This is a genomic window from Bradyrhizobium sp. RP6, assembly GCF_003837805.1.
Classification (GTDB): domain Bacteria; phylum Pseudomonadota; class Alphaproteobacteria; order Rhizobiales; family Xanthobacteraceae; genus Bradyrhizobium.
In genome coordinates, this window is record NZ_RQIT01000023.1 from 1 (window position 1) to 19919 (window position 19919).

Here is a 19919-nt window from a genome sequence, read left to right on the forward strand (position 1 = left end):
CGCCAATCCGCCTCAGCACAGCGCTACCTTTGCCTCGCCGCGACACCAGCGCATCTGCGAAGCTCGGTTGTCCCACCTGTCGATATGCCATCCCAATCCGCCTCCAACGACAGATCCTAGAGAATCGCAAAATTCCCCTTTGTGCAAAGCCCTCGCTTGCGGGAGAGGTCGGATCGCGAAAGCGATCCGGGTGAGGGTTCCGTCCTCTTGTGGAGTGTTCGTCGTCGAGACACCCTCTTCCCAACCCTCCCCCGCAGGCGGGGGAGGGAGCGCAGCGGCGGCTCTGTCGCGACCTGCGCGCATCACGAACTCGCCTACTTCTGCATGAACGACGCCCAGCGCTTCTCGGCGGCTTCGCCCGCCGGCGAGGACCACCAGGCGTAGGACATCAACGCCTGCTTGGCCGCGTTCGCCGGTTCGCTCGGCAGCTGCGCGGCGCGCTCGGGCTTGATCACGCCCGTCTCGAACGCCTTGGGATTGCCCGGGCCGTAGTCGATGTTGAGCGGCAGGTTGGCCTGGTGCACGGGATCAACCGCCTCGTTGATGAACTTGACCGCCGTAGCGAGATTCGGCGCGCCCTTGAGGATGCAGAGCGAGGTGCTCTGCAGGATGCCCTGGTTGTAGGTGAAGGAGACCTTCGCGCCCTCCTTGGCGACGGCGCTGACGCGGCCGTTCCAAGCCATCTCCATATCGACCTCACCGTCATTGAGCAGCTGTGCCGACTGCGCACCCGAGGTCCACCACACCGTGATGTGCGGCTTGATCTCCTCCAGCTTCTTGAACGCGCGGTCGACGTCCAGTGGGTAGAGCTTGTCGGGTGCGACACCGTCGGCCATCAGCGCGGCTTCGAGGGTTGCGATCGGGTGATTGCGCAGCGCGCGGCGGCCGGGGAATTTCTTCACGTCCCAGAAATCGACCCAGCTGTTCGGCGCGTCCTTTGGGAACGTCTTCTGGCTGTAGGCGAGCACGCTGGAATAGAATTCGTAGGACACCGAATATGGGCTGCGATACGCCTCCGGCATCGGTGCGGCGTTCGGAATCTTCGAGAAGTCGAGCTTCTCGATCAGGCCCTGCTCGCCGCCCCGCAGGCAATAGCCGGTCGGGGTGTCCACGACGTCCCAGATTGGCTTGCCGCTGCCGACCTGCGTCTTGATCGCGGGCCAGGCGTCCGGAATCGAATCCTGGTTGATGGTGATGCCGAGCTTCTTGGCGGAAGGATCGAGGATCGCCACGGTCTGCGCCTGCTGATAGGCGCCGCCTTGCGAGACGAAGGTGATCTGCTCGGCGGCGTTGGCTGCAGTACCGAGCGCGACTGCACTGATCGAAGCACCCAACAAGGCGTAACCAAATCCGGAATTCCGTTTCGTCGTCATCCTCGCCTCCTCCATCGCCAAAGAAATCTCACTGACCGATCGCATCGAGAAACTGGTACCAGCCGGCGACCATGCGGACCGCGGGCTCGCGCAGCGGATAGAACGGAATGGGCTTCATGCGCCTGACATCGAGCAGGCCGACCTCCGGGGTCTCGCCGCGCACGAAGGCGGCGAGATAGCGGCCCATCAGGCTCGACATCGCGACGCCGGCGCCGTTGTAGCCCATCGCGACCAGCGTGCGGTCGTCGAGCCGGCCGATATGCGGCACCGAGTCGAGCGTCATGCCGACGAGTCCCGACCATTTGTATTCGAGCGGGATATCGGCGAGATCGGGGAAGATGCCGACCATCGCCTTACGCAGGGCGTCGAAGGCGGCTTGCGAGTCCTGCTTGCCGAAGGCGCCGCGACCACCAAAGATCACCCGATTGTCCACCATGCGGAACCAGCGCATCATGCGCTTGGTCTCGGTATAAGTGCGCCCCGTCGGCATCAGCTTGCCCGCGAGATTGCGCGGCAACTGCCCGGTCGCGACCATGGCGCTGCGGAACGGGATCAGCGTGCGCTGCATGTGCGCGGTCGCACCGGTCAGATCGGAATAGCTGTTGGTGGCGATGATCGCCTGCTTGGCTCGCACCACACCTTGCGGCGTCTCGGCAACGATACCGCCGCTCTCCTTCCGCAGCCGCACTACGGGTGATTCCTGGAAGATCGGGACGCCGCGGCTCGCGACGCCATTTGCCAGACCACGCAGATAATTCAACGGATGGATGCCGCCCGAGCCGGGATTGAGCACCCCGCCGACAAAGATGTCGGAGCCGGTCTCGTCCCGCACACCGTGCTTGTCGAGGATGCGGACCTCGGCCGCCCCCATCTCGCGCGTCATCCAATCGGCCTCGCCGATCGCGGTCTTAAGCGTCGTCTCGTTGTGCGCCGCCTTGACCTGGCCGGTGCGCGTGAGGTTCGCACTGGTGATGCCGAACTCCGAGACCAGCTCCTCGACCATGTCGGTCGATTCATGCGCGATCTCGTACATGCGCTTGGCCATGGCGCGGCCATGTGCGGCGTCGATCTCGCGGAACGAGAGGCGAAACTTTGCGGTGATCACGCCGCCATTGCGCCCGCTCGCGCCCCAGCCGGGGCGGTTGGCCTCCAGCACGACCGGCGACAGGCCGTCTTTGGCAATGTGGTGCGCGGCGGAGAGTCCCGTATAGCCCGCCCCGATGATCACCACGTCGGCCTGCTGCTCGCCCGACAGCACGGGAAACGCGCGCGCTGGCTCGGCCGTCGCTTCCCACAGCGAGTTGACCGATGGCAGCGCGCTCCAGTCCCGTGTCATGCTCGCGCTCACAACGTTAGACCGCGGGCCCGATGGCGGCGTCCGCCAGCGCCTTCAACGTCGGGTAATGAAAGTCCGGCTTGGTCAGCGTCTCCACTGCCGGCGTGCCGCCGAAGCCTGCAATGCCCTGGCGGCGCTCGATCCAGCACACCTGGTAGCCGAGCTTCCGCGCGATCCCGATGTCGTGATACTGGCTCTGCGCGACGTGCAAAATGTCGGACTGCTTGTAGCCGAAAGCGGACTGGCGCCCCCTGTTGTAGGCGAAGAATTCCGGATTCGGCTTGGCGACACCGGTGTCGTCGGCACACACCGTGTCGTCGAAGGGATCGCCGAGCGCGTGCGCGTAGCAGGACAGCGCAACGCGGTCGGCATTGGTCATCGCCACCAGGCGGAATTTCGTCCGCAGGCGCTTCAGCGCCTCGACCGAATCCGCGAACGGCCCCCAGCGCAGCACCGAGAGCTGGAATACATCGCAGGATGCATCGTCAGCCGGCAGCCCGAGCTCTTTGGCGAGATGGCGATAGACGTGGAACATCGCCTCGCTCGAGCGGCCATAGTGCTTGTCGCGGCCACGCTTGTACGGCTCGAAAATCTGGTCGTCGCTGAGCTCGGCCGGCGTCTTGCCGGAAATCTTGCGCACCGCGTCGAGGACGCCGGTCTCGAAATCGATCAAGGTGCCGACGACGTCGAAGGTGAGAACCTTGAAATTGCTGAACGCGGCTTGGGTCGACATGTCAGTTTCTTCTCTCAGGTTGAACAAGGCTGGCTTCAGTCCACCCGGGGCACGACGATGGTGTCCTCGGGGTGAAGGGTGACGGTGAGGCTGCCGCCGAGCGGCGGAATGCGGCTGTAGGCCTGGTGGTAGCTCGGCTGGCGCAGGCTGAGCGCGATGCCGTCAGCGAGCGCCAGGAAGATGCGCAGGCTCTCGCCCTGGTAGACGATGTCGGTGACCGTGCCGGTCAGCCGGTTGCAGGCGGCATCCTGCGCGCCGTCGTCGATCAGGAGCTTTTCGCTGTGCACGGCGAGCATCAGGGCATGGCCATCGGGAATGGCACGGGCGCTGCGCAGCAGCGCATTGCCGAGCGCGACGCTGGCCGCATCGACACGGCGAACGGGCAGCATCGTCGCCTCCCCGATGAAGCTGGCGACGAAGGAATCTGCCGGATGGTCGTGCAGGCGCTCGGGTTCGTCGATCTGGATCAGCCGGCCGTCCTTCATCACGGCGACCCGGTCGCTCATGGTCAGCGCCTCGCGCTGGTCATGGGTGACGTAGATGATGGTGGCGCCGACGCGCCGGTGCAGCGCGCGCAGCTCGATCTGCATGGATTCGCGCAACTGCTTGTCGAGCGCGGAGAGCGGCTCGTCCATCAGGATCAGGCGCGGCTCGAAGATCATGGCGCGCGCCAGCGCCACGCGCTGACGCTGGCCGCCGGAGAGCTGGGCGATGCCGCGCTCCTCATAGCCGGCGAGCCCGACCATGCCGAGGGCCGCGCGCACATTCTCGGGCCAGCTTGCTTTCGGCAGACGGCGGGCGCGCAAGGGAAAAGCGACGTTCTCGCCGACGCTCATATGCGGGAACAGCGCGTAATTCTGGAACACCACGCCGATGTCGCGCTTGTGCGGGGGCATGTAGGTGACGTCGCGGCCGCCGAACAGGATCGTGCCTGACGACGGCAGGATGAAGCCGCCGAGAATGCCGAGCAGAGTGGTCTTGCCCGAGCCGGAGGGACCGAGCAGCGAGACGAACTCGCCGGCGCCGACATTGAGGGAAACGTCGTCGAGGGCGCGGACGGCGCCATACGCCTTGCTCGCGGACCTGATCTCGACACTTTCCGCTCGTTTGTCCAACGATCGACCTCGCCCATCCCTGCAACGGCGTGCCTCACTGCGCGCCATAAGCCTGCTTTATAGACAGGGGTTTGGAGCACTCGCGGTTGCAGCGTGCGCTGCAACTCATCCCTCGCTCCAAGCCGCTATCTTTAGGCTCTGATGGCAATGACAACAGAGTTAGCAAAACCCGGCAATTGCCAAATTATTACGGGCCCCATAACATGGCGTTATGCCCGAGCTGCGCCGCATGCTGCCCTCCAGTAACGCCCTGTTCGTCTTCGACGCAGCGGCGCGCAATGGCAGTTTTACAGCCGCTGCCGCAGAGCTGAACGTCACGCAGCCGGCAGTGAGCCGGATGCTCGGTCAGTTCGAGGAGCATCTCGGCGTTCGCCTGTTCGACCGCACAGCGGGACGCGCGGTACTTACAGAGGAAGGCGAGCTGCTCTATCGCCGCGTGCTCGAAGGCTTTCGCAGCATCGAGACCGGCCTCGTCGAGATCGAGCGGCGCCGCAAGGGCACCGAGACAGTGACGCTATCGGTCTCATCAGCCTTCACCACGCATTGGCTGATGCCGCGCATCGACAAGCTGCAGAAGCAGTTTCCCGAGGTCGATCTGCGCTTCCAGCTCATCTCCGGTGCACTACGCGGACCGGTGGAGAATGTCGATCTGGGCATGCGCTTTCGCGACCGCGACGAGCCGTCCTCCGGCGGCACGCTGGTGATGAAGGAAGTCATGCTGCCGATGTGCAGCCCCGGCTATCTCGGCGAGAGCGATCCCACCGAAGGCAACACCATCATCCGCCTCGCAGAGACGCCGGGAGACTGGGCCGCGGATTACGCATCACTCCTCACCGGACGCCGCGGGGCGGCGAAAGCGCTGAGCTTCACCGACTATGCGGTCGTGGTGCAGGCCGCGCTGCTCGGCCAGGGCATTGCGCTCGGCTGGCTGACGGTGGCTTCGCATTGGCTCCTGACCGGCGCGCTGGTACCCGCCTCCGACACGCTCACCACCACGCGCCGCATCTGCGAATTCCTGCCGCCGCGCAACCGGCCAATGCGTCCGATCGCCGCCCAGATCCGCGACTGGATCATCGCGCAGATGAAGAGCGAGATCGTCGCGATCGACCGTCTCTATCCGAACCTCGGCGCGATGGCGGCGTGTTATTGACGTGCTTCTCCCTCTTCCCACCTGCAGGGAGGGACGATCCCGCAATTCCGCGACCGGCTGGAGACCTGTCGCGACATCACGCTGGCGGTGCGCGCCGGGCGGTGGAGACGACGTCTCAGCTTGATCGCATTTTGAATGCTGCACTGCGGCCAAAATCGACGGAAGTCGCGCTTGATTTTTGCCTGTCCTTGCCCCACCCGGGAGGCATGGCAAAGGACAGCAAGGTCATCGCCGCCAACGCGGCCTTTTACGCCGCCTTTTCGGCCGGCGATTCCGAGGAAATGCAGCGGATGTGGGCGGATGACGACGCCATCTCCTGCATCCATCCCGGCTGGCCGGCCATCATCGGGCGCGCCACCGTGATCGGAAGCTGGCGCGATATCCTGCAAAACCCGGAGCGGCCGCAGATCGTCTGCGCCGAGCCGCAGGCCATCGTCGACGGCGACAGCGCGCGGGTGCTCTGCATCGAGATCGTCGACGGCACCGCTTTGGCGGCCGCCAATCATTTTCGCCGCGTCGGCGACGACTGGCGCCTGGTGCACCATCAGTCGAGCCCGATCGCGCAGATTGTCGAACAGGCTGAGGACGATAGGACGAGTCACCGCGTTCACTGAACACGGCGATCACGCGAGTGTGATCTACTGTGCATGGGGTTGTTTTTCAGTTTCTTGTTTGGCGGCACCGAGTTCCGACAGATCGTCCAGCACGACCTGCGCCGCCGTGAAGTCATCGTCTCCAAAAAACATGCTGCGCGTGATCAGAACCGGGATGCCGGCACGCGAGGCCGCGACCAGGCCGTTGGCGGAATCCTCGATCGCGACGCAGTCCGACGCGCCCAGCTTCAGCCGCGCCAGGGTCTCGATATAGACGTCCGGCGCAGGCTTCTTGCGCCTGACATCATCGCCGGCGACGATCGCCTCGAAATCCCCGGCCCAGCGCGTTCCCAAAGCCTGCGAGAGCAGCGCATCGATGTTGCCGTGCGAGGTGGTGGTCGCGATGGCAAGCCGCTGGCCGCGCGCCCTTGCCGCATTGAGCAGATCCACCACGCCGGGCCGCAAGGGGCAGCAGCCGGTCTCGATCAGCTCGGCATAATGCACGGTCTTGATGCGATGCAGCTCTGCGATTTCCATGTCCGACAATGGCGGAGCGGCCCCCAGCCTCGTGTGGTAGGCGCGCATGCGCTCCTTGCCGCCCGTGACGCGCAACAGGTCCTTGTAGACGGCACGGTCCCACCGCCAGTCGAGACCGTGGCGGACGAAGGCGTGGTTGAAGGCTTGCCGATGCAGTTCCTCGGTCTCCGCCAGGGTGCCGTCGACGTCGAAGACCAGCGCCGCCGCGCGCCGGATCAGCTCGCTGGCTTCACATCGCGTCGCCACAGGCGCTTCAGCCTTCATGATCGAACCGGTCGCCAACGACGCTTCCCTCCCGACCTGCCTGTGACGTGCGAGCATTGCCCGCCGTGGCGGGCGAGACAAATCGCAATATCTTTTGCCGGACCCAAAAATCTCTTATGAGCGAAAAGCGCCACGGCGCGAACGGGAACTCCGACCTGCACGGGAGACGCATGCGGCTCTTCATCCTTGGCCTCGGCTACAGTGCCCGGCACTTCGTCCGCCAACACGGCGCCAGCTTCTCGCATGTCGCCGGCACCGTGCGCGATCCCGCGCAGCGAGCCGACCTCGGCAGCATGGAGGCGCATCCGTTTTCCGGCAGCCGTCCATCGCGCGAGACGATTCAACGGCTTCGCGACGCCGATGTCCTCCTGGTGTCGATCCCACCCGGCAGCGCCGGCGATCCCGCGATCGCGGCGTTCGGCGACGTACTCGAAGGGGACCGCCGCAAGGTCGTCTATCTCTCGACCATCGGCGTGTATGGTGATCACGGCGCTGCATGGGTCGACGAGAGCACGCCGCCTCAGGCCGTCCTCGACCGCACGCGCATGCGCGTTGCTGCGGAGCAGGCCTGGACGGACGCGGCGCGCGGCGATGCGGCCATCCTGCGGCTCGCGGGCATCTACGGTCCCGCCCGCAACGCGCTCGTGACGCTGCGCGCGGGAACGGCGAGGCGCATCGTCAAGCCGGGACAGGTCTTCAATCGCATCCATGTCGAGGACATCGCGAGCGCGATCATGGCCGCTATTCGTCACGCGAGCGGCGGCATCTGGAACGTCTGCGACGACGAGCCCGCGCCGCCGCAGGACGTGATCGCCCATGCGGCGAAGCTGATGGGCATGGCGCCGCCGCCCGAAGAGGCGTTCGCGACCGCCGAGATGTCGGCAATGGCCCGCAGCTTCTATGCCAGCAGCGCCCGTGTCTCCAACGCGAAATTGAAGCGCGAGCTCGGCGTCACGCTGGCCTACCCCACCTATCGGCAGGGCCTCGAGGCGCTGTGGCGGGCAGGCGAAGGACGATAGCGTTCCTGCACTCCCGCGCTTCCCAGACATGCCCCGCCCGCGCTTGACTTCATCCCAGCGCGGTCGTGATCTAGGCATCGAGCGGACTCGTCGAGCCCGGTGGCGCGGCAATATCGCGCTGGCGATCGAAGGCGACACCCAGGCCTTCATCGATCGCATCACCTAGCTGCCGCTGGCGCATCAGCCCTCGACCGAGTTCGAATATGGTTTCTCGATCGACGTGCTCGGCGCGGTTGTCGAGAAGGTGAGTGAGCAGAAGCTCGGCGACTATCTCGCCGCCAATGTCTGGCAGCCGCTCGGCATGAAGGATGCGACCTTCCACCCGACCGACGCGCAGCGCCCTCGCCTTGCCCGCCCGTTCACGAACGATCCGCTCACCGGCAAGCCGCAGGCCATCAGGCTCCTGGACACCCCGACCAAGTTCGATTGTGGCGGCGCCTGCTCGTTCGCGACGGTCGGCGACTACATCCGCTTCGGACAGATGCTGCTCAACGGCGGCGAGCTGGACGGCCAGCGCGTCCTCGGTCCGAAGACCGTGCATCACATGATGTCAAATCACCTCGGCCCCGAGATCAAGGTGGCCAATGTCGAGCCGCATCGCGGCGGCTTCGGCTTCGGCCTTTCGGTTGCGGTCCGGACCAGCGAAGCATTGTCGTCGGTCCCCGGCAATCCCGGCGAGTTCACCTGGAACGGCGCCTACGGAACGCAGTTCTTCTGCGATCCCAAGGAGCGTCGTCTCGCCGTTGTGGTGGGGACGGCCGCGCCCGGCGAGCTCAGGAAATACTACCGCGAGCAGGTTCAGGACATCGTCTATGGCGCGATGACGAAGTGAGATCGCTGCGCCGAAATCAAAAGGACGGCCGATCCGGCCGCCCATTGAAACCGTGCGTCAGCTCAACACGCCGTATTTCTTGAACCAGGCCTGCGCCTGCTTCCAGGCATCTTCCGCGGCGTCCTTGCCGTAGCTGCCGCGATAGTCGGCATGGAAACCGTGCGACGCATCGGGATAGATCTTGACCTCGGCCGTCTTCTTGTTCTGCTCGAGCGCTGCCTTCATCTGCTCGACCTGTGCGACGGGAATGCCGGTATCGGCGCCGCCGTAGAGGCCGAGCACCGGCGCCTTCATCTCTGGCGCGAGCTGCATTGGGCTCTTCGGCCACCGGCGCCCTGGTATTGCTGGCCGGACGGGCGAAATAGGCGGGCATCTCCTCGGAGCCGACCTTGATCTTGGCATCGCCGGCTTCGAGACCATTGGTGTCGGTCGTGACCACCTCGGCGCGCACCGGCCCGGCCGCAAGCGTGTAGCCCGCCGCCACACGGCCGCGGTGGCACTCATGAATCCGCGACGTGAGACCGGAGCACTTTTGGTCAGCCCGACGACGTCGGACGTCATGACAGTTTCGAGTTCATTGGTCCATCCCTTCCTGCCGCCTGCTACGCTCAGGGGGGAAGCATTCGCCAATAGTTGCCGACGAAACGCAAATCACCATCCTGCGCGCACGAGTCGTCGAATTCCAGGATATTGCCGGTCATAGCTATGAAGGCGGCACGCTTTGTCGTTGAACCGCGCGGCTTGTCCAATGCCCAACGACACCCTGACATTCCCTGGATCGCGCGTGTGCCGGGCTTAACCGTCTAGCTGCATTGCGTCGCAACATCCATTAACCGAAAAAGTCGGTTCTCTCCCGGCCGGCCACGCCGCTAGAGATTGCGAAAAATGCCCCTGTTCGCACACTAGACATGCTCAGCCGCAACAAATGGCCACTGGCGTGGCGGCAACGACAAATCATGTTGCTCGCGCAACGAACAACATCGCCAATCTCGGGCGAACCGTCGTCATTTGATTGAAATTTTCCGAGGATCCGAGCTGCGCGATTTACTCGAACTTTCTTTGCGACGCACTAGTTCCACGGTCGGAAGTTCCATCTCCGCTCCGAAACGGAAAGGCTTCTTCCCCAGCCATCCGCCGCCCGCCAACGGACGAAGGAGCGCTCGCGGGCTTCATTCTCGTCCACTCAGATTGCGCTACCGAAAGCTCAATTGAATGAACGCTTATACGACCTGGAACTGAAATGAATTTGGCTCGCGAATCGATTGAACTGTTGGAGCAGGCCGCGCGAATCCTGTGGTTCGAAGGCACCAAGCACGGCTTGCGCGACCGCGAATGGATGGCGCTGCGCTTTCTCTCCCGGGCCAACCGCTTTTCCCGAACGCCCTCGGCGCTGGCGAGCTACGTCGGCACCACACGGGGCACCGCCTCGTTCATCATCGGCGAGCTCGAGCGGCTCGGCTACCTCGAACGAAAGCGCTCGGCCACGGACAAGCGGTCGGTGATGTTGAGCGTGACCCAGCAGGGCAAGAAGTTCCTCGTGCGCGACCCCGTCAACGTTCTCGTCGAAGCGATTGCCGTTCTCGACGACGACGTCAAGATCCGCTTCCGCGACACGTTCCGGCACGTGCTGGATCAGTCCGACGCAGCCGAGCAGCGGCATCACACCGACGTTTGCAAGCGATGCATCTTCCTGCGGGAAGATCGCACCACCACGGACAGCAAGACGACGGTCGAGTTCAGCTGCCGCCTCTTTCGCGCACCGATCGCGGAGACGGAGGTCGATCTGCTATGCACCAGCTTCGAGCATCACCGTCAATAGACGACGGCGCGATCAAGGCGTTGCCTTACGTGACGAATAGATGACGCCGCCGCTGGATTCCACCACCAGGCGCCCGTTCTCGTTCCTGATCTCTTCGATGCGACCGAGGCCGGGCACCTGTTGTCCCAGCACGGCCTCGATGACCCCGTTCGGGCCTTGCAGGATCGCAATCCCTTCATAGGCCTGGCGGACCGACCAGCCCTTGATCGTCTTGCGCGGCACCGACGCACGCTCGGCCGCAGGCACCGAGCCGGTGAATTCGGGCGCTGCGACCGAAGGCATCATCGGCCCTTGCTGTGACGCCGGCTGCGATTGGACCATTGCCGGCGCCGGAGCCTGAACCTGGGCTTGGGCTTGGGCTTGGGCTTGGGCTTGGGCTTGGGCGAGCTTGTCAAGTTTCGCCGTCGAGGACGAGCTCACCCGTTCGATCCGGTCCAGGTTCTCGGCAAATCTGCCGAAGCGATCATTCGTCACCTTGCTCGATTGATCGACCGCAGTCCGCAAGCCATCGAGATTTTCGGACACGCCCGATACCTGCCTGCGCAGTTGCGCGACGGTCTCCCGCAGATTTCTGATCTCGGCACTGGCCGCAACGTTGCTCTGAGCGGGCTGCGTGGTGAGATAGGCAATCACGCCGGTGCAGGCGCAGACCACCAACATGGCAGCGACCGCCAGAGTCGCGAGCGGTGCGACCCAGGTCGGACGGGGTGGCGGCGGTTTCGCCACGATCACGGCCGGCTTGATCACGGCCGGCGCAGGTTTCGGGATCGCCATCTTGTCGAGGCGCGCTTTGGCACGAATGCGCTTCAGCCCCTCGAGAGCTTCCTTCGCGAGAGCTTCGTCGCTCGCCGCAGCCGATACACGCTTTGCGCCGGCACCAGCTTTGGCCGCCGGCGTCGCACTGTCCTTTGCATCGCGCGCCTCCGGAGTCGGCTTCGCCGCCGCGGAAGCATCCGCGGTCGCGTTGGGACGAGCTTGTCCGTCGGACAACATGTGAAATGCTCCGTTCGTTCGATCTTGTCGAACGGTGACATTATTTGCCGAAGCTTGCCTGAAACGTGCGCATCGAAAACTTGCCACTAGCGCATGGTGCGACTCCGCATGAGTCAATCGCGCCATACACGTGGCGATAGTGCGACTCGAAAGACACACACTCGCCAAGATTTCAGCGGGCTGGCGTCGTCTCGCGAAGAGTGAGTCGAGTTGTCGCATCTGGAAAGGCGAGCCCGGGAGTCAATCCCGGGTTGAAGAGCCCTCGATTTGCCCGACCTGCACACTGCTAAAAATAGCTGTAATTGTACGGGGTTGCGCAACATTACAACCGCCGCGCCGCGAAACTAGTTTAGATTCCAAATCAACTGATGCGATTGAGTACATCAAGAAACAACCAGAAACGTATCAACAACATAAAGCACGTGTAGCAACCGCTTTGTTGCGCACGCTTGATCGGAAATCGGCAATTGTTACGGTCCTACTCAAGTGATTCTCGCCAGTTGGCGAGGAGATCGACATAGTTCAGCAGTGTTCGGACGCGATGAGCAACTTGGCGCAACTGTTCTAGGTCGTTTTCTCAATCCGCTCCGCGAGGTGATCCGCAAGGCACCCGCCGGACCTCACCCAGTAAGCGTTCAGTATCGAGTTGATGTAGCAGGCCTGCGGGACGCAGGCACTGAATGCGTAGGGCTGCCCGCGAATATCGAAACCATAACAACGGTTCGCGGGAAGGAATGTCGTCAAACAGCATCGTTGCCGAGCCGGAGCATCACAACAACCAGCCGGCCGCAACAAGTGCGAAACAGGGGCGAAAGACTGATGTATATTATCGTTGATGATCGCGAGAGCGTCGCGAACAGCTACGTCGGAGGGCTCGTTCGCGAAGGTGTGTCGTCGATCGGCTTCTCCTCCGGAGAATTCTGGGACTGGCTGCAATCCGCAAGTGAATCGGATCTGGCAGCGGTGGACGCCTTTCTCCTCGGGGATTGCGATGCACGCGGAAGGCTGCCACGGGCGATGCGCAAGCGTTCCTCGGCGCCCATCATCGCCGTGAGCGGCCAGAAGATGCTCAAGAACACGCTGGAGCTGTTCGAATCGGGCGTCGACGACGTCGTGCACGTGCCGGTTCACCTGCGCGAGATCCTCGCCAGAACGGCTGCCATCGCGCGACGCCGGGTAGGCGAGCTGCCGAGGCCCTGCGAGAGCAGGATCCAGGTCTTCTTCAACGGCCGCGACCCTGAGATCGCGGGGCACGCCCTCACCCTGCCCCGCCGCGAACTGCGCATTCTCGAATATATGGTCGCCAACCACGGCAAGTGGATCACCAAGACGCAGATCTTCAACGCGGTCTACGGCATCTTCGAGTCCACCTTCGACGAGAGCGTGATCGAGAGTCACGTGAGCAAGCTGCGCAAGAAGCTCCGCGACCGCCTCGGCTTCGACGCGATCGTGGCCCGACGTTACGTCGGATACCGCCTCAACATCCCGGCCGGCGAGTCCCTCGACGAACCGGCGCAGGAGCTCGACGAGGTCGGCATCCTCCTGAACAGGGTGCATGCCGCCCCGGCGGCCTATCCGGCCGGAAACTGAGACGGCAAGACACTGCCACGAAACCGGCAACGGCCTCTGCGAACACCTTTGCAGAGGCCGTTGTACTTTCAGCGGCAGCGGCCTGGGATGAGCCCTGCCCGAGCCACCATGGAGGTGCGTTTGCCTCCTGCATCAGGGCTGGGGATCGCATTGCGGCGAGCTGAGCGCACACCTCGTCCTTCGAGACGGCGCTGACGCGCCTCCTCATCCTAAGGAGCCGCGAAGCGGCGTCTCGAAGGATGGCCGCAGAAAAGAGCTACGGCTTCTGCTGAAATTCTTCCCTGGACACGTAGTTGAAGTCCTCGATCAGGACGTCCTGGACGATTTCAGTCTGCATCCGTTCGTTGACACGCTGCTTGATGGCCGTCGTCAGGATGGAGAGGTCGTAACGGGCGAGCTTCCTGAAATCGAGGCGCTCGTCGGCATAGATCCTGCGAAAGGCCTCGTCGACGACGAACGGTTCTGGAGGAACGTTCAGCTGGCGCATGGTCCGCCCCTCGACGGTGTAGACGAAGCGCGCGACGATGTAGCCCTGCACATTGCCGTTCTCGACCATGGGCACGCTCAGTGCCCTCGTCTTCTGATATTGCAGCCCGTCGAGATATTCGTCCTTCGCCGGCAACAGGCTGCCGTTCTCCTTCCAATAGGCGACGGCATAGCTCGTGCCCGCGGTGAGGATGCATACCCACAGTCCGCCCAGCACCAGCCTGATCATTTTCCGTCCTGCGCTGCGCGACCGGTATAAGTGCCGTCCGATTCGGCTTCCTTGATCGCCGTGACGATGATGCTCGCGACCTCACGCACCGCGTCGTAGTGCATTTCCAGAATGGAACGATTCCGCTCGAGCTTCTCGCGCAGCCGCTGAATCTCCTCGGTGATATCGACTTCGCCGCCGAGATGCATCCGTGCCCGCATCAGGCGGACGAACTCGAGCATGCTCCGGCTCTTCCGCGCGCTGAAGTCGTCGAAATCGATCTTCCGGCCCGTCGCGAGCGCGGCCGTCTCCTCCTCGACGATATTCGCGAGCCTGCGGATTGCGGCCAGCAGGCCGCGCACCTCGTCCAATCTCGCCGCATCCGCGGCGTCGACCATCGCTTCGTCACCCGCGATCGGCAGCAGCACGGGCAGCAGAGCATGGCTTGCTGCTGCTTCCGTCGTCGTCACCTCGGTGTCCGCGACCGTCTGGTCCATTGCCATGACCGCCGCGCCTTCTTGTACCTGCATCGGAAATTCACCCCTCAACTTCTGTCACTCGTTCGCGGATCATGATCCGGCCTTCGCCGCAGCGTCCGGCCCCGCCGGATGTGCGGCGGCGAGCTGCTTGGCGATGCCAATGCCCTTGCCCTTTGCCAACTGGTTGCCAAGCTGCTCTGCAAGCATCGACTTCCAGACGCCGCCAGCCGTGCCCTTGCCAAACACCTCCTCCGACTCCTTCGGCAACATCGTCTCGACGAAGGTCTGGAGGATGAAAGCTTCGAACTTGCGGTAAACCTCGCCGGATGCCGGCGCCTTGATCATCTGCACTGGCGGACTGTTCGCTGCGCCCGGCTGCAATTCCGAGCCCCTCGTCGCGGATTGATCGGCAGCAGCCTTGCCGATCTCCGCGTCCATCGCCGCGGCGAAGTCGGCATCGGCGGATTTCAACGCGTCGAGCTTCGCGGTTGCCGCGCGCTGGGTCACGGGATCGGCGGCTTCGAGGACATCGAGAACGAGGTCGGGTGTCGCGGTCACGATCATATCTTGTCCCGGTTGGCTGGCCGTGGCATCCAGGCGTGCACGGCAGGGCTTATTCCCGTCATCTCCTCGAGCGAGCGCTTCTCCGCGTCACGCAGCTTGTCTGCGAGCGCCGCCTTCGCGACTTCCTCGAGCTGCTTCACGCGGCGGCTTTCCGCGCGAACCTGGCCGAGCTGCTGCGCGGCCTGCACCTGTACTGCGCGTGCGCCGGCGCTCGTCCTGTTCAAGCGCCGCGCGATCGATTCACTCGACGAGCCCGCGGGCGGCCTGCCATCGTTCAGGGCTCCGACCAGCCATTCCTGCTCGTCCTGCAGGCTGCGCTCCTGCTGCCGCAGTTGCGCGAGCTGCCATTCGGACAGCCGAAGCTGGAGCTTCACCAGCGAAACCATCCGGCCGAGCTTGTCCGAGCGCGACGTCATGATCGGGTCACTCCGCCAGCCACGACGAGACGCCGAGCATGAATTGCGTCAGCAGTTCGTCGCTGGTGAGGTAGAGCAGCAGGAAGCCGCCGAACAGTACGAAGGGCACGGAGATGAAATAGACCGGGATCGCCGGCGTCAGCTTGTTGATCAGGCCGACCGCCAGGTTGACGATCACCGAATAGACGATGAAGGGACTGGTGATCCGCAGCGTCAGGACGAAGGCTTCCGAGAGGCGGCCGACGAGCAGGTCGAGCGCCACGCTGCCACCAAGCTTGCTGCCGGGCTGCCAGACGTCGTAGGAGTTCATCAGCCCGCGCAGCACCTGCCAATGCTGGTCGGTCATGAAGAACAGCGTGGTGACGGCCGCCATGATCAGGGGCACCAGGGCCGGCGCCGGATCGGTGTCGCCGACCGGCGTCCCCGGGATATTGCTCAGCCCGATCGCACTGGCCATCATGGTCGCCATGGTCTGGAGCGCGAGAAAGAACACCCGTCCGCCGAGCCCGATGACGCTGCCGACCACGAGCTCCGAGCAGATCAGGAGCGCCAGCGTCAGCGGTGCCGCATTGTCCGTGAGCGGCTTCAGGACCGCGATCAGGATCGGCGTCAGCGCAAACGTCGTGACCAACGCGACGAACAAGCGCACCTGGGGCGGAACGTTGACGCTGGAATAGCCCGGCACCAGCATGAGGCAGGCGCCGATGCGGCAGAACACGATGAACGTCACCAATACGCTGTCCGCGAGGCCGCTGATCACGATACGGCTCCGAGCGCCCTGATCTCGATGCTGCGCGCGACTTCGACATGCGACAGGATCGGCAGGGTCGGGAACACCCGCTCCAGGATCATCCGGACATACGGACGTGCCTCGGGGGTCACCGCCAGCACCACGCTGGTGCCGTTCTCAGTGAATTTGCGGATCGCGGCGCTGGCTTCGGTCGCGAACTGCTCGATCAGGCGCGGGTCGGCGTCGAACTCGACGACGTCGCCCTTGGCATCGCGCTTCAGGCTCTGGTGGAACGCCAGGTCCCAACGGTTGCCGAGACGGACAACGTTGAGCACGCCATTGTCGGAAAGGTCGCCGCAGATCTGCTGGGCAAGCCGCGTCCGCACGTGCTCTGCGACCTGCTCGGAGCGCCGCAGATGGGGCGCGATCTCGGCGATCGCCTCGAGGATCAGGTGAAGATTGCGAATGGAGACTCGCTCGGCCAGCAGGATCTTGAGGATGGTCAGCAGGCCCGAATAGGAGATCTGCGAGGGGCAGAGATCCTCGACAAGGCGCTTGTATTCGGGATCGAGCCGCTCGAGCAGCGCGCGCATGTCCTTATAGGATAGGAGCTGGGCTAGATTCGCCCTGATCACTTCACTCAAATGCGTGAGCAGAACCGACAGATTGTCGACCGGCTTGCAGCCCTGCCGCTTGACTTCGTCGGTGAAGGCCTCCGTCACCCACAGCGCCTTCACGCCGAAGGCAGGCTCGATCACCTCGTCGCCCGGCACGTCGGGCTTGCCGTCCTTGTCGACCAGAACCAGCACCTCGCCGAGCCTGAGCTCGCCATGGGCAACGCGCGTGTCGTGGATCCGGATCTGGTAGCTCTTGGGATCGATCGACAGATTGTCGGTGAGCTTGATCTCGGGAATGACGAAGCCGTACTGCTTGGCAAACTTCTTGCGGATCTTGGCAACGCGGTGGGCGAGCTCGGTGCGCGAGCCCAGGAGATGGACAGAAAGGTGGCCGCCGAGCGCCAGCTCGATCTCGGCGGTCTTGAGCTGCTCCTTCACCGATTCCTTGGCCTCGGCCTGGGCGCGCTCGTCGGCCTTGGATGCGGCTTCCTTGCGATCCCGCGCCGCCTGCCGCCTCGGCAGCGAATAGCCGACGAAGGCCATGACACCCCCAAGCAGCACGAACGGCGCCATCGGGAGCCCCGGCATCAGGGCGAGCACGAACATCATCAGCGCGGCAGCCGACACCGCGCGCGGATAGCCGCCGAGCTGCCGCAGCACCGCCTGCTCCGCCGAGCCCCTGGTCCCGCCCTTGGAGACCAGGAGGCCCGCCGACAGCGACACGATCAACGCCGGCATCTGCGACACCAGACCGTCGCCGACGGAGAGCTTGGTGTAAACGTCAGCGGCGCGGGAAAGAGTCAATCCGTGATGGGTGACGCCGATGACGATGCCGCCGAAGATGTTGATTGCAGTAATGATGAGGCCGGCGATGGCGTCGCCGCGGACGAACTTCGAGGCGCCGTCCATGGCGCCGAAGAACGCGCTCTCCTCTTCGAGCTCGCGCCGTCGACGCTGGGCTTCCTTGTCGTCGATCAGGCCGGCGGACAGGTCCGCGTCGATTGCCATCTGCTTGCCGGGAATGGCGTCCAGGGTGAAACGGGCGCCCACCTCGGCGATACGCGTCGCACCCTTGGTGATCACGACGAAATTCACCGTGACAAGGATCGCGAAGATGATCAGGCCGATGACGAAGTCGCCGCCCATGACGAACTTCGAGAAGCCGGCAACGACATGGCCCGCGGCCTGTTCGCCCTCCCCGCCCCGCGACAGGATCAGGCGCGTCGTCGCGATGTTCAGCGCTAGGCGGAGGATCGTCGCGATCAGCAGCACGGTCGGGAAGGCCGAGAAGTCGAGCGGCCGCTGAATCCATAGCGCGACCATCAGAATCAGCGCCGACAGTGCGATAGAGAACGCAAGGCCGAGATCGATCAGGATCGGCGGAATGGGCAGGAACAGGATCGTGAGCATGGTCACGATGCCGGCCGCGAAGAAGGCGTCCGCTCCGAGGCGGCGCGGGCTGGGCAGGCTGGCAGCTGACGTATCGGCCATGGGTCACCGGCAGAAGGGTCCGCCCGCAATCTGCCGTGCAAAGCTTACGCGAGGGTGGTGCCGGGGTTGTCCGGATCAGAAGCCGTGCTCGATCCGCGAATAGACCATTTCGGTGAAGGTCGAGAGATGCGCGCCGATGAAAGAGCCCGAGACGGCAACGACCAGGAGAATGACGATGATCTTTGGAACGAAGGTCAGCGTCACCTCCTGGATCTGGGTCAGGGCCTGGATCAACGCGATGACGGTGCCGACCAGCATCGCGGCGCCGACCGCGGGCCCGGAGGCGACGATGATGGTCCAGATCGCGGCCTGGACGATATCGAGGGCGTCCCGCTCGTTCATGACTGGCTGATCGTGAGCCCGGGCCCGACGGCGACCTTGGTGCCGTCCGCGAGGGTCGCGATGGAGCCGTCGCTGTTAATGGAGACCGAAACGACCTTGCCGCTGAAACTGGCACCGGTCGAGTCGGTGAAGCTGACTGTCTTCCCGATCAGCCCGTTGGCCTGCGACAAGGACTGCGAGGACAGCAGCGCATCCAGCTTCGAATTCGTCTGCATCGCCTGCTCGACCGTCGAGAGCTGGGCGAACTGACTCATATATTGCGAAGTATCCATCGGATTGGTAGGATCCTGATTCTTCATCTCGGCGATGAGGAGCTGAAGAAACGTATTGTAGTCCACGGTGTTGCTCGACGTCGCCGAGCTGGAGTCGGTCGAACTGGACCTGCTGGTGCTATCGGTCGCGCTGGTGACGTTCATGTGTCTCTCCGTTGTCAGGCAGCCTCGACTGGAGGAATGGTGGCGGCGCCGGCCAGGATGGCCTGCTCTACCGGGAACAGGGCTCGAATCCGCTTGAGCGCCTCGAAGTAGCGGGTCGCGCTTACCAGCTCGTCGACGACACCAAGTCCGTCCAGCATCTCGCGGCTCTCGCACACGGCACGCAGGGCCGCATGATGTTGCGCGTAGAGCGCCGCAGCGTCGCGAACGTCGGTCGGATTCATCAGCATGAGCTGGACGATGAAATAGAGCTGCCGCAGCGCCGTGGTGGCGTCGGAAGCCTGCATGACCTGCCCCTCGAGCAGGAACATCACGTCGTTGACGAGCTCGACGGAGACCTTGCGGTCCACGCGAAGCACCGCGCCGTTGATGTAGATCCGTTCGCCCGCCCGCAAGGAGATCTTCATTAAAGCGCGTCTCGGATCAGGCGGTTGATTTCGATGAGCTGCACCACGTCGTTCGACCTCTGCTCGCGAAGGCGGTCGGCTTCCTTGACGACCCACAGTCCGATCGAGATGATGTCGGCGCGCAGCTTGTCCGGCAGACCATTCTCCGGATGCGCGAGATCTTCGATGAAGATCGTCCATAGCCGCCGCACATAGAGCAGGCTCTCGACCAGATCCTCGGCGCTGAAGCGGCCCTTCTGGATCCGCTCGAGCCGGTCGATTCCGAGAGTGAGCGCCTGCCGCTCGCGGCTTCGCGCCTCATAGCCACTTTCGTCAACGACCGCTTCATAGGCTTCAAACGTCATCAGCGTCACTCTGCGCAGGAGACCGAACAACTAGACAAAGGTTACGA

General features: G+C 63.9%; 21 protein-coding genes and 2 pseudogenes. 6 read left to right on the top strand and 17 right to left on the bottom strand.

Annotated features, from left to right (window positions below; all coding sequences use genetic code 11):
- Positions 1–314: 314 nt before the first annotated feature.
- Genes EHH60_RS29765 through EHH60_RS29780 form a run of 4 tightly spaced genes read right to left on the bottom strand, consistent with a single transcriptional unit; the run spans position 315 to position 4557 of the window.
- Positions 315–1373, bottom strand: a complete 1059-nt coding sequence (locus EHH60_RS29765; protein WP_199752183.1) for an ABC transporter substrate-binding protein — start codon at positions 1371–1373, stop codon at positions 315–317.
- A 28-nt stretch (positions 1374–1401) separates the two neighbouring features.
- The gene (locus EHH60_RS29770) at positions 1402–2709 is read right to left on the bottom strand and encodes an NAD(P)/FAD-dependent oxidoreductase (protein WP_199752185.1); all 1308 of its coding nucleotides are present in this window, start codon (positions 2707–2709) and stop codon (positions 1402–1404) included.
- 16 nt (positions 2710–2725) lie between these two features.
- Positions 2726–3442 carry an HAD family hydrolase gene (locus EHH60_RS29775; protein WP_124162932.1) on the bottom strand — a complete coding sequence of 239 codons (717 nt, stop codon included), beginning with the start codon at positions 3440–3442 and terminating at the stop codon, positions 2726–2728.
- A 35-nt stretch (positions 3443–3477) separates the two neighbouring features.
- Positions 3478–4557, bottom strand: a complete 1080-nt coding sequence (locus EHH60_RS29780) for an ABC transporter ATP-binding protein (protein ID WP_199752187.1) — start codon at positions 4555–4557, stop codon at positions 3478–3480.
- Between the two features lie 211 nt (positions 4558–4768).
- Here EHH60_RS29780 and EHH60_RS29785 point away from each other — a divergent pair, with 211 nt between their 5' ends.
- Both EHH60_RS29785 and EHH60_RS29790 read left to right on the top strand, forming a co-directional pair.
- Positions 4769–5707, top strand: coding sequence for a LysR family transcriptional regulator (locus EHH60_RS29785; protein ID WP_124162934.1), 939 nt, complete (start codon positions 4769–4771; stop codon positions 5705–5707).
- Between the two features lie 206 nt (positions 5708–5913).
- Complete coding sequence (locus EHH60_RS29790) at positions 5914–6321, top strand: nuclear transport factor 2 family protein (RefSeq protein ID WP_124162935.1); 408 nt, start codon at positions 5914–5916, stop codon at positions 6319–6321.
- A 24-nt stretch (positions 6322–6345) separates the two neighbouring features.
- On the opposite strand, the gene EHH60_RS29795 is transcribed toward EHH60_RS29790, so the two are convergent.
- Entirely contained in the window at positions 6346–7101 is a 756-nt protein-coding gene (locus tag EHH60_RS29795; protein ID WP_124163015.1) for an HAD family hydrolase, read from the bottom strand.
- Between the two features lie 170 nt (positions 7102–7271).
- Between EHH60_RS29795 and EHH60_RS29800 the strand changes: the two genes are divergently transcribed.
- On the top strand, positions 7272–8120 hold the full coding sequence (locus EHH60_RS29800) for an SDR family oxidoreductase (protein WP_124162936.1): 849 nt from the start codon (positions 7272–7274) through the stop codon (positions 8118–8120).
- Between the two features lie 78 nt (positions 8121–8198).
- Positions 8199–8952, top strand: a pseudogene (locus EHH60_RS29805) (serine hydrolase domain-containing protein); the annotation flags it as partial.
- Between the two features lie 57 nt (positions 8953–9009).
- Here the strand turns inward: EHH60_RS29805 and EHH60_RS29810 are convergent.
- Positions 9010–9513 (bottom strand): annotated as a pseudogene (locus EHH60_RS29810) (dienelactone hydrolase family protein).
- A gap of 679 nt (positions 9514–10192) precedes the next feature.
- Here EHH60_RS29810 and EHH60_RS29815 point away from each other — a divergent pair.
- On the top strand, positions 10193–10771 hold the full coding sequence (locus EHH60_RS29815; protein ID WP_124162937.1) for a MarR family winged helix-turn-helix transcriptional regulator: 579 nt from the start codon (positions 10193–10195) through the stop codon (positions 10769–10771).
- A gap of 12 nt (positions 10772–10783) precedes the next feature.
- On the opposite strand, the gene EHH60_RS29820 is transcribed toward EHH60_RS29815, so the two are convergent.
- Positions 10784–11764: a hypothetical protein gene (locus EHH60_RS29820; RefSeq protein WP_124163016.1), complete on the bottom strand. Its 981-nt coding sequence runs from the start codon at positions 11762–11764 to the stop codon at positions 10784–10786.
- Between the two features lie 819 nt (positions 11765–12583).
- On the opposite strand from EHH60_RS29820, the gene EHH60_RS29830 reads away from it, so the two are divergent.
- A complete protein-coding gene (locus EHH60_RS29830) occupies positions 12584–13354 on the top strand; it encodes a winged helix-turn-helix transcriptional regulator (RefSeq protein WP_199752189.1) in 771 nt (256 codons plus the stop codon).
- Between the two features lie 256 nt (positions 13355–13610).
- Here EHH60_RS29830 and EHH60_RS29835 read toward each other — a convergent pair whose 3' ends face one another.
- The 10 genes from EHH60_RS29835 to flaF all read right to left on the bottom strand — a co-directional run bounded on the left by EHH60_RS29835 (position 13611) and on the right by flaF (position 19872).
- Complete coding sequence (locus tag EHH60_RS29835; RefSeq protein ID WP_124162939.1) at positions 13611–14069, bottom strand: hypothetical protein; 459 nt, start codon at positions 14067–14069, stop codon at positions 13611–13613.
- A complete protein-coding gene (locus tag EHH60_RS29840; RefSeq protein ID WP_124162940.1) occupies positions 14066–14578 on the bottom strand; it encodes a flagellar biosynthesis protein FlgN in 513 nt (170 codons plus the stop codon). The genes EHH60_RS29835 and EHH60_RS29840 overlap by 4 nt, the downstream gene beginning before the upstream one ends.
- Before the next feature lie 39 nt (positions 14579–14617).
- Positions 14618–15091 (bottom strand): rod-binding protein, encoded by a 474-nt coding sequence (locus tag EHH60_RS29845; RefSeq protein ID WP_199752191.1) that lies wholly within the window; start codon positions 15089–15091, stop codon positions 14618–14620.
- The gene (locus EHH60_RS29850) at positions 15088–15507 is read right to left on the bottom strand and encodes a hypothetical protein (RefSeq protein WP_124162942.1); all 420 of its coding nucleotides are present in this window, start codon (positions 15505–15507) and stop codon (positions 15088–15090) included. The genes EHH60_RS29845 and EHH60_RS29850 overlap by 4 nt, the downstream gene beginning before the upstream one ends.
- Positions 15508–15514: 7 nt before the next feature.
- A complete protein-coding gene (gene fliR / locus EHH60_RS29855; RefSeq protein WP_124162943.1) occupies positions 15515–16267 on the bottom strand; it encodes a flagellar biosynthesis protein FliR in 753 nt (250 codons plus the stop codon).
- Positions 16264–18345 carry a flagellar biosynthesis protein FlhA gene (flhA, locus tag EHH60_RS29860; protein ID WP_124162944.1) on the bottom strand — a complete coding sequence of 694 codons (2082 nt, stop codon included), beginning with the start codon at positions 18343–18345 and terminating at the stop codon, positions 16264–16266. The genes fliR and flhA overlap by 4 nt, the downstream gene beginning before the upstream one ends.
- Before the next feature lie 75 nt (positions 18346–18420).
- Entirely contained in the window at positions 18421–18687 is a 267-nt protein-coding gene (gene fliQ, locus EHH60_RS29865) for a flagellar biosynthesis protein FliQ (RefSeq protein ID WP_027572776.1), read from the bottom strand.
- Positions 18684–19103: a flagellar hook assembly protein FlgD gene (flgD, locus tag EHH60_RS29870; protein ID WP_124162945.1), complete on the bottom strand. Its 420-nt coding sequence runs from the start codon at positions 19101–19103 to the stop codon at positions 18684–18686. Before flgD ends, fliQ begins: the two co-directional genes overlap by 4 nt.
- Before the next feature lie 14 nt (positions 19104–19117).
- Positions 19118–19528, bottom strand: a complete 411-nt coding sequence (gene flbT / locus EHH60_RS29875; protein WP_124162946.1) for a flagellar biosynthesis repressor FlbT — start codon at positions 19526–19528, stop codon at positions 19118–19120.
- A complete protein-coding gene (gene flaF, locus EHH60_RS29880; RefSeq protein WP_199752193.1) occupies positions 19528–19872 on the bottom strand; it encodes a flagellar biosynthesis regulator FlaF in 345 nt (114 codons plus the stop codon). Before flaF ends, flbT begins: the two co-directional genes overlap by 1 nt.
- Positions 19873–19919: the final 47 nt, after the last annotated feature.

What these genes read in the sequence shown, in the direction of transcription:
- EHH60_RS29800 (WP_124162936.1), top strand. Translation starts at nt 7,272, where the DNA reads ATGCGGCTCTTCATCCTTGGCCTCGGCTACAGTGCCCGGCACTTCGTC.
- EHH60_RS29835 (WP_124162939.1), bottom strand. Translation starts at nt 14,069, where the DNA reads ATGATCAGGCTGGTGCTGGGCGGACTGTGGGTATGCATCCTCACCGCG.
- EHH60_RS29785 (WP_124162934.1), top strand. Translation starts at nt 4,769, where the DNA reads ATGCCCGAGCTGCGCCGCATGCTGCCCTCCAGTAACGCCCTGTTCGTC.
- EHH60_RS29830 (WP_199752189.1), top strand. Translation starts at nt 12,584, where the DNA reads ATGTATATTATCGTTGATGATCGCGAGAGCGTCGCGAACAGCTACGTC.
- EHH60_RS29840 (WP_124162940.1), bottom strand. Translation starts at nt 14,578, where the DNA reads ATGCAGGTACAAGAAGGCGCGGCGGTCATGGCAATGGACCAGACGGTC.
- flbT (WP_124162946.1), bottom strand. Translation starts at nt 19,528, where the DNA reads ATGAAGATCTCCTTGCGGGCGGGCGAACGGATCTACATCAACGGCGCG.
- EHH60_RS29850 (WP_124162942.1), bottom strand. Translation starts at nt 15,507, where the DNA reads ATGACGTCGCGCTCGGACAAGCTCGGCCGGATGGTTTCGCTGGTGAAG.
- flgD (WP_124162945.1), bottom strand. Translation starts at nt 19,103, where the DNA reads ATGAACGTCACCAGCGCGACCGATAGCACCAGCAGGTCCAGTTCGACC.
- EHH60_RS29820 (WP_124163016.1), bottom strand. Translation starts at nt 11,764, where the DNA reads ATGTTGTCCGACGGACAAGCTCGTCCCAACGCGACCGCGGATGCTTCC.
- EHH60_RS29795 (WP_124163015.1), bottom strand. Translation starts at nt 7,101, where the DNA reads ATGAAGGCTGAAGCGCCTGTGGCGACGCGATGTGAAGCCAGCGAGCTG.
- EHH60_RS29775 (WP_124162932.1), bottom strand. Translation starts at nt 3,442, where the DNA reads ATGTCGACCCAAGCCGCGTTCAGCAATTTCAAGGTTCTCACCTTCGAC.
- EHH60_RS29845 (WP_199752191.1), bottom strand. Translation starts at nt 15,091, where the DNA reads ATGATCGTGACCGCGACACCCGACCTCGTTCTCGATGTCCTCGAAGCC.
- EHH60_RS29765 (WP_199752183.1), bottom strand. Translation starts at nt 1,373, where the DNA reads ATGACGACGAAACGGAATTCCGGATTTGGTTACGCCTTGTTGGGTGCT.
- EHH60_RS29770 (WP_199752185.1), bottom strand. Translation starts at nt 2,709, where the DNA reads ATGACACGGGACTGGAGCGCGCTGCCATCGGTCAACTCGCTGTGGGAA.
- EHH60_RS29815 (WP_124162937.1), top strand. Translation starts at nt 10,193, where the DNA reads ATGAATTTGGCTCGCGAATCGATTGAACTGTTGGAGCAGGCCGCGCGA.
- flhA (WP_124162944.1), bottom strand. Translation starts at nt 18,345, where the DNA reads ATGGCCGATACGTCAGCTGCCAGCCTGCCCAGCCCGCGCCGCCTCGGA.
- flaF (WP_199752193.1), bottom strand. Translation starts at nt 19,872, where the DNA reads ATGACGTTTGAAGCCTATGAAGCGGTCGTTGACGAAAGTGGCTATGAG.
- fliQ (WP_027572776.1), bottom strand. Translation starts at nt 18,687, where the DNA reads ATGAACGAGCGGGACGCCCTCGATATCGTCCAGGCCGCGATCTGGACC.
- EHH60_RS29790 (WP_124162935.1), top strand. Translation starts at nt 5,914, where the DNA reads ATGGCAAAGGACAGCAAGGTCATCGCCGCCAACGCGGCCTTTTACGCC.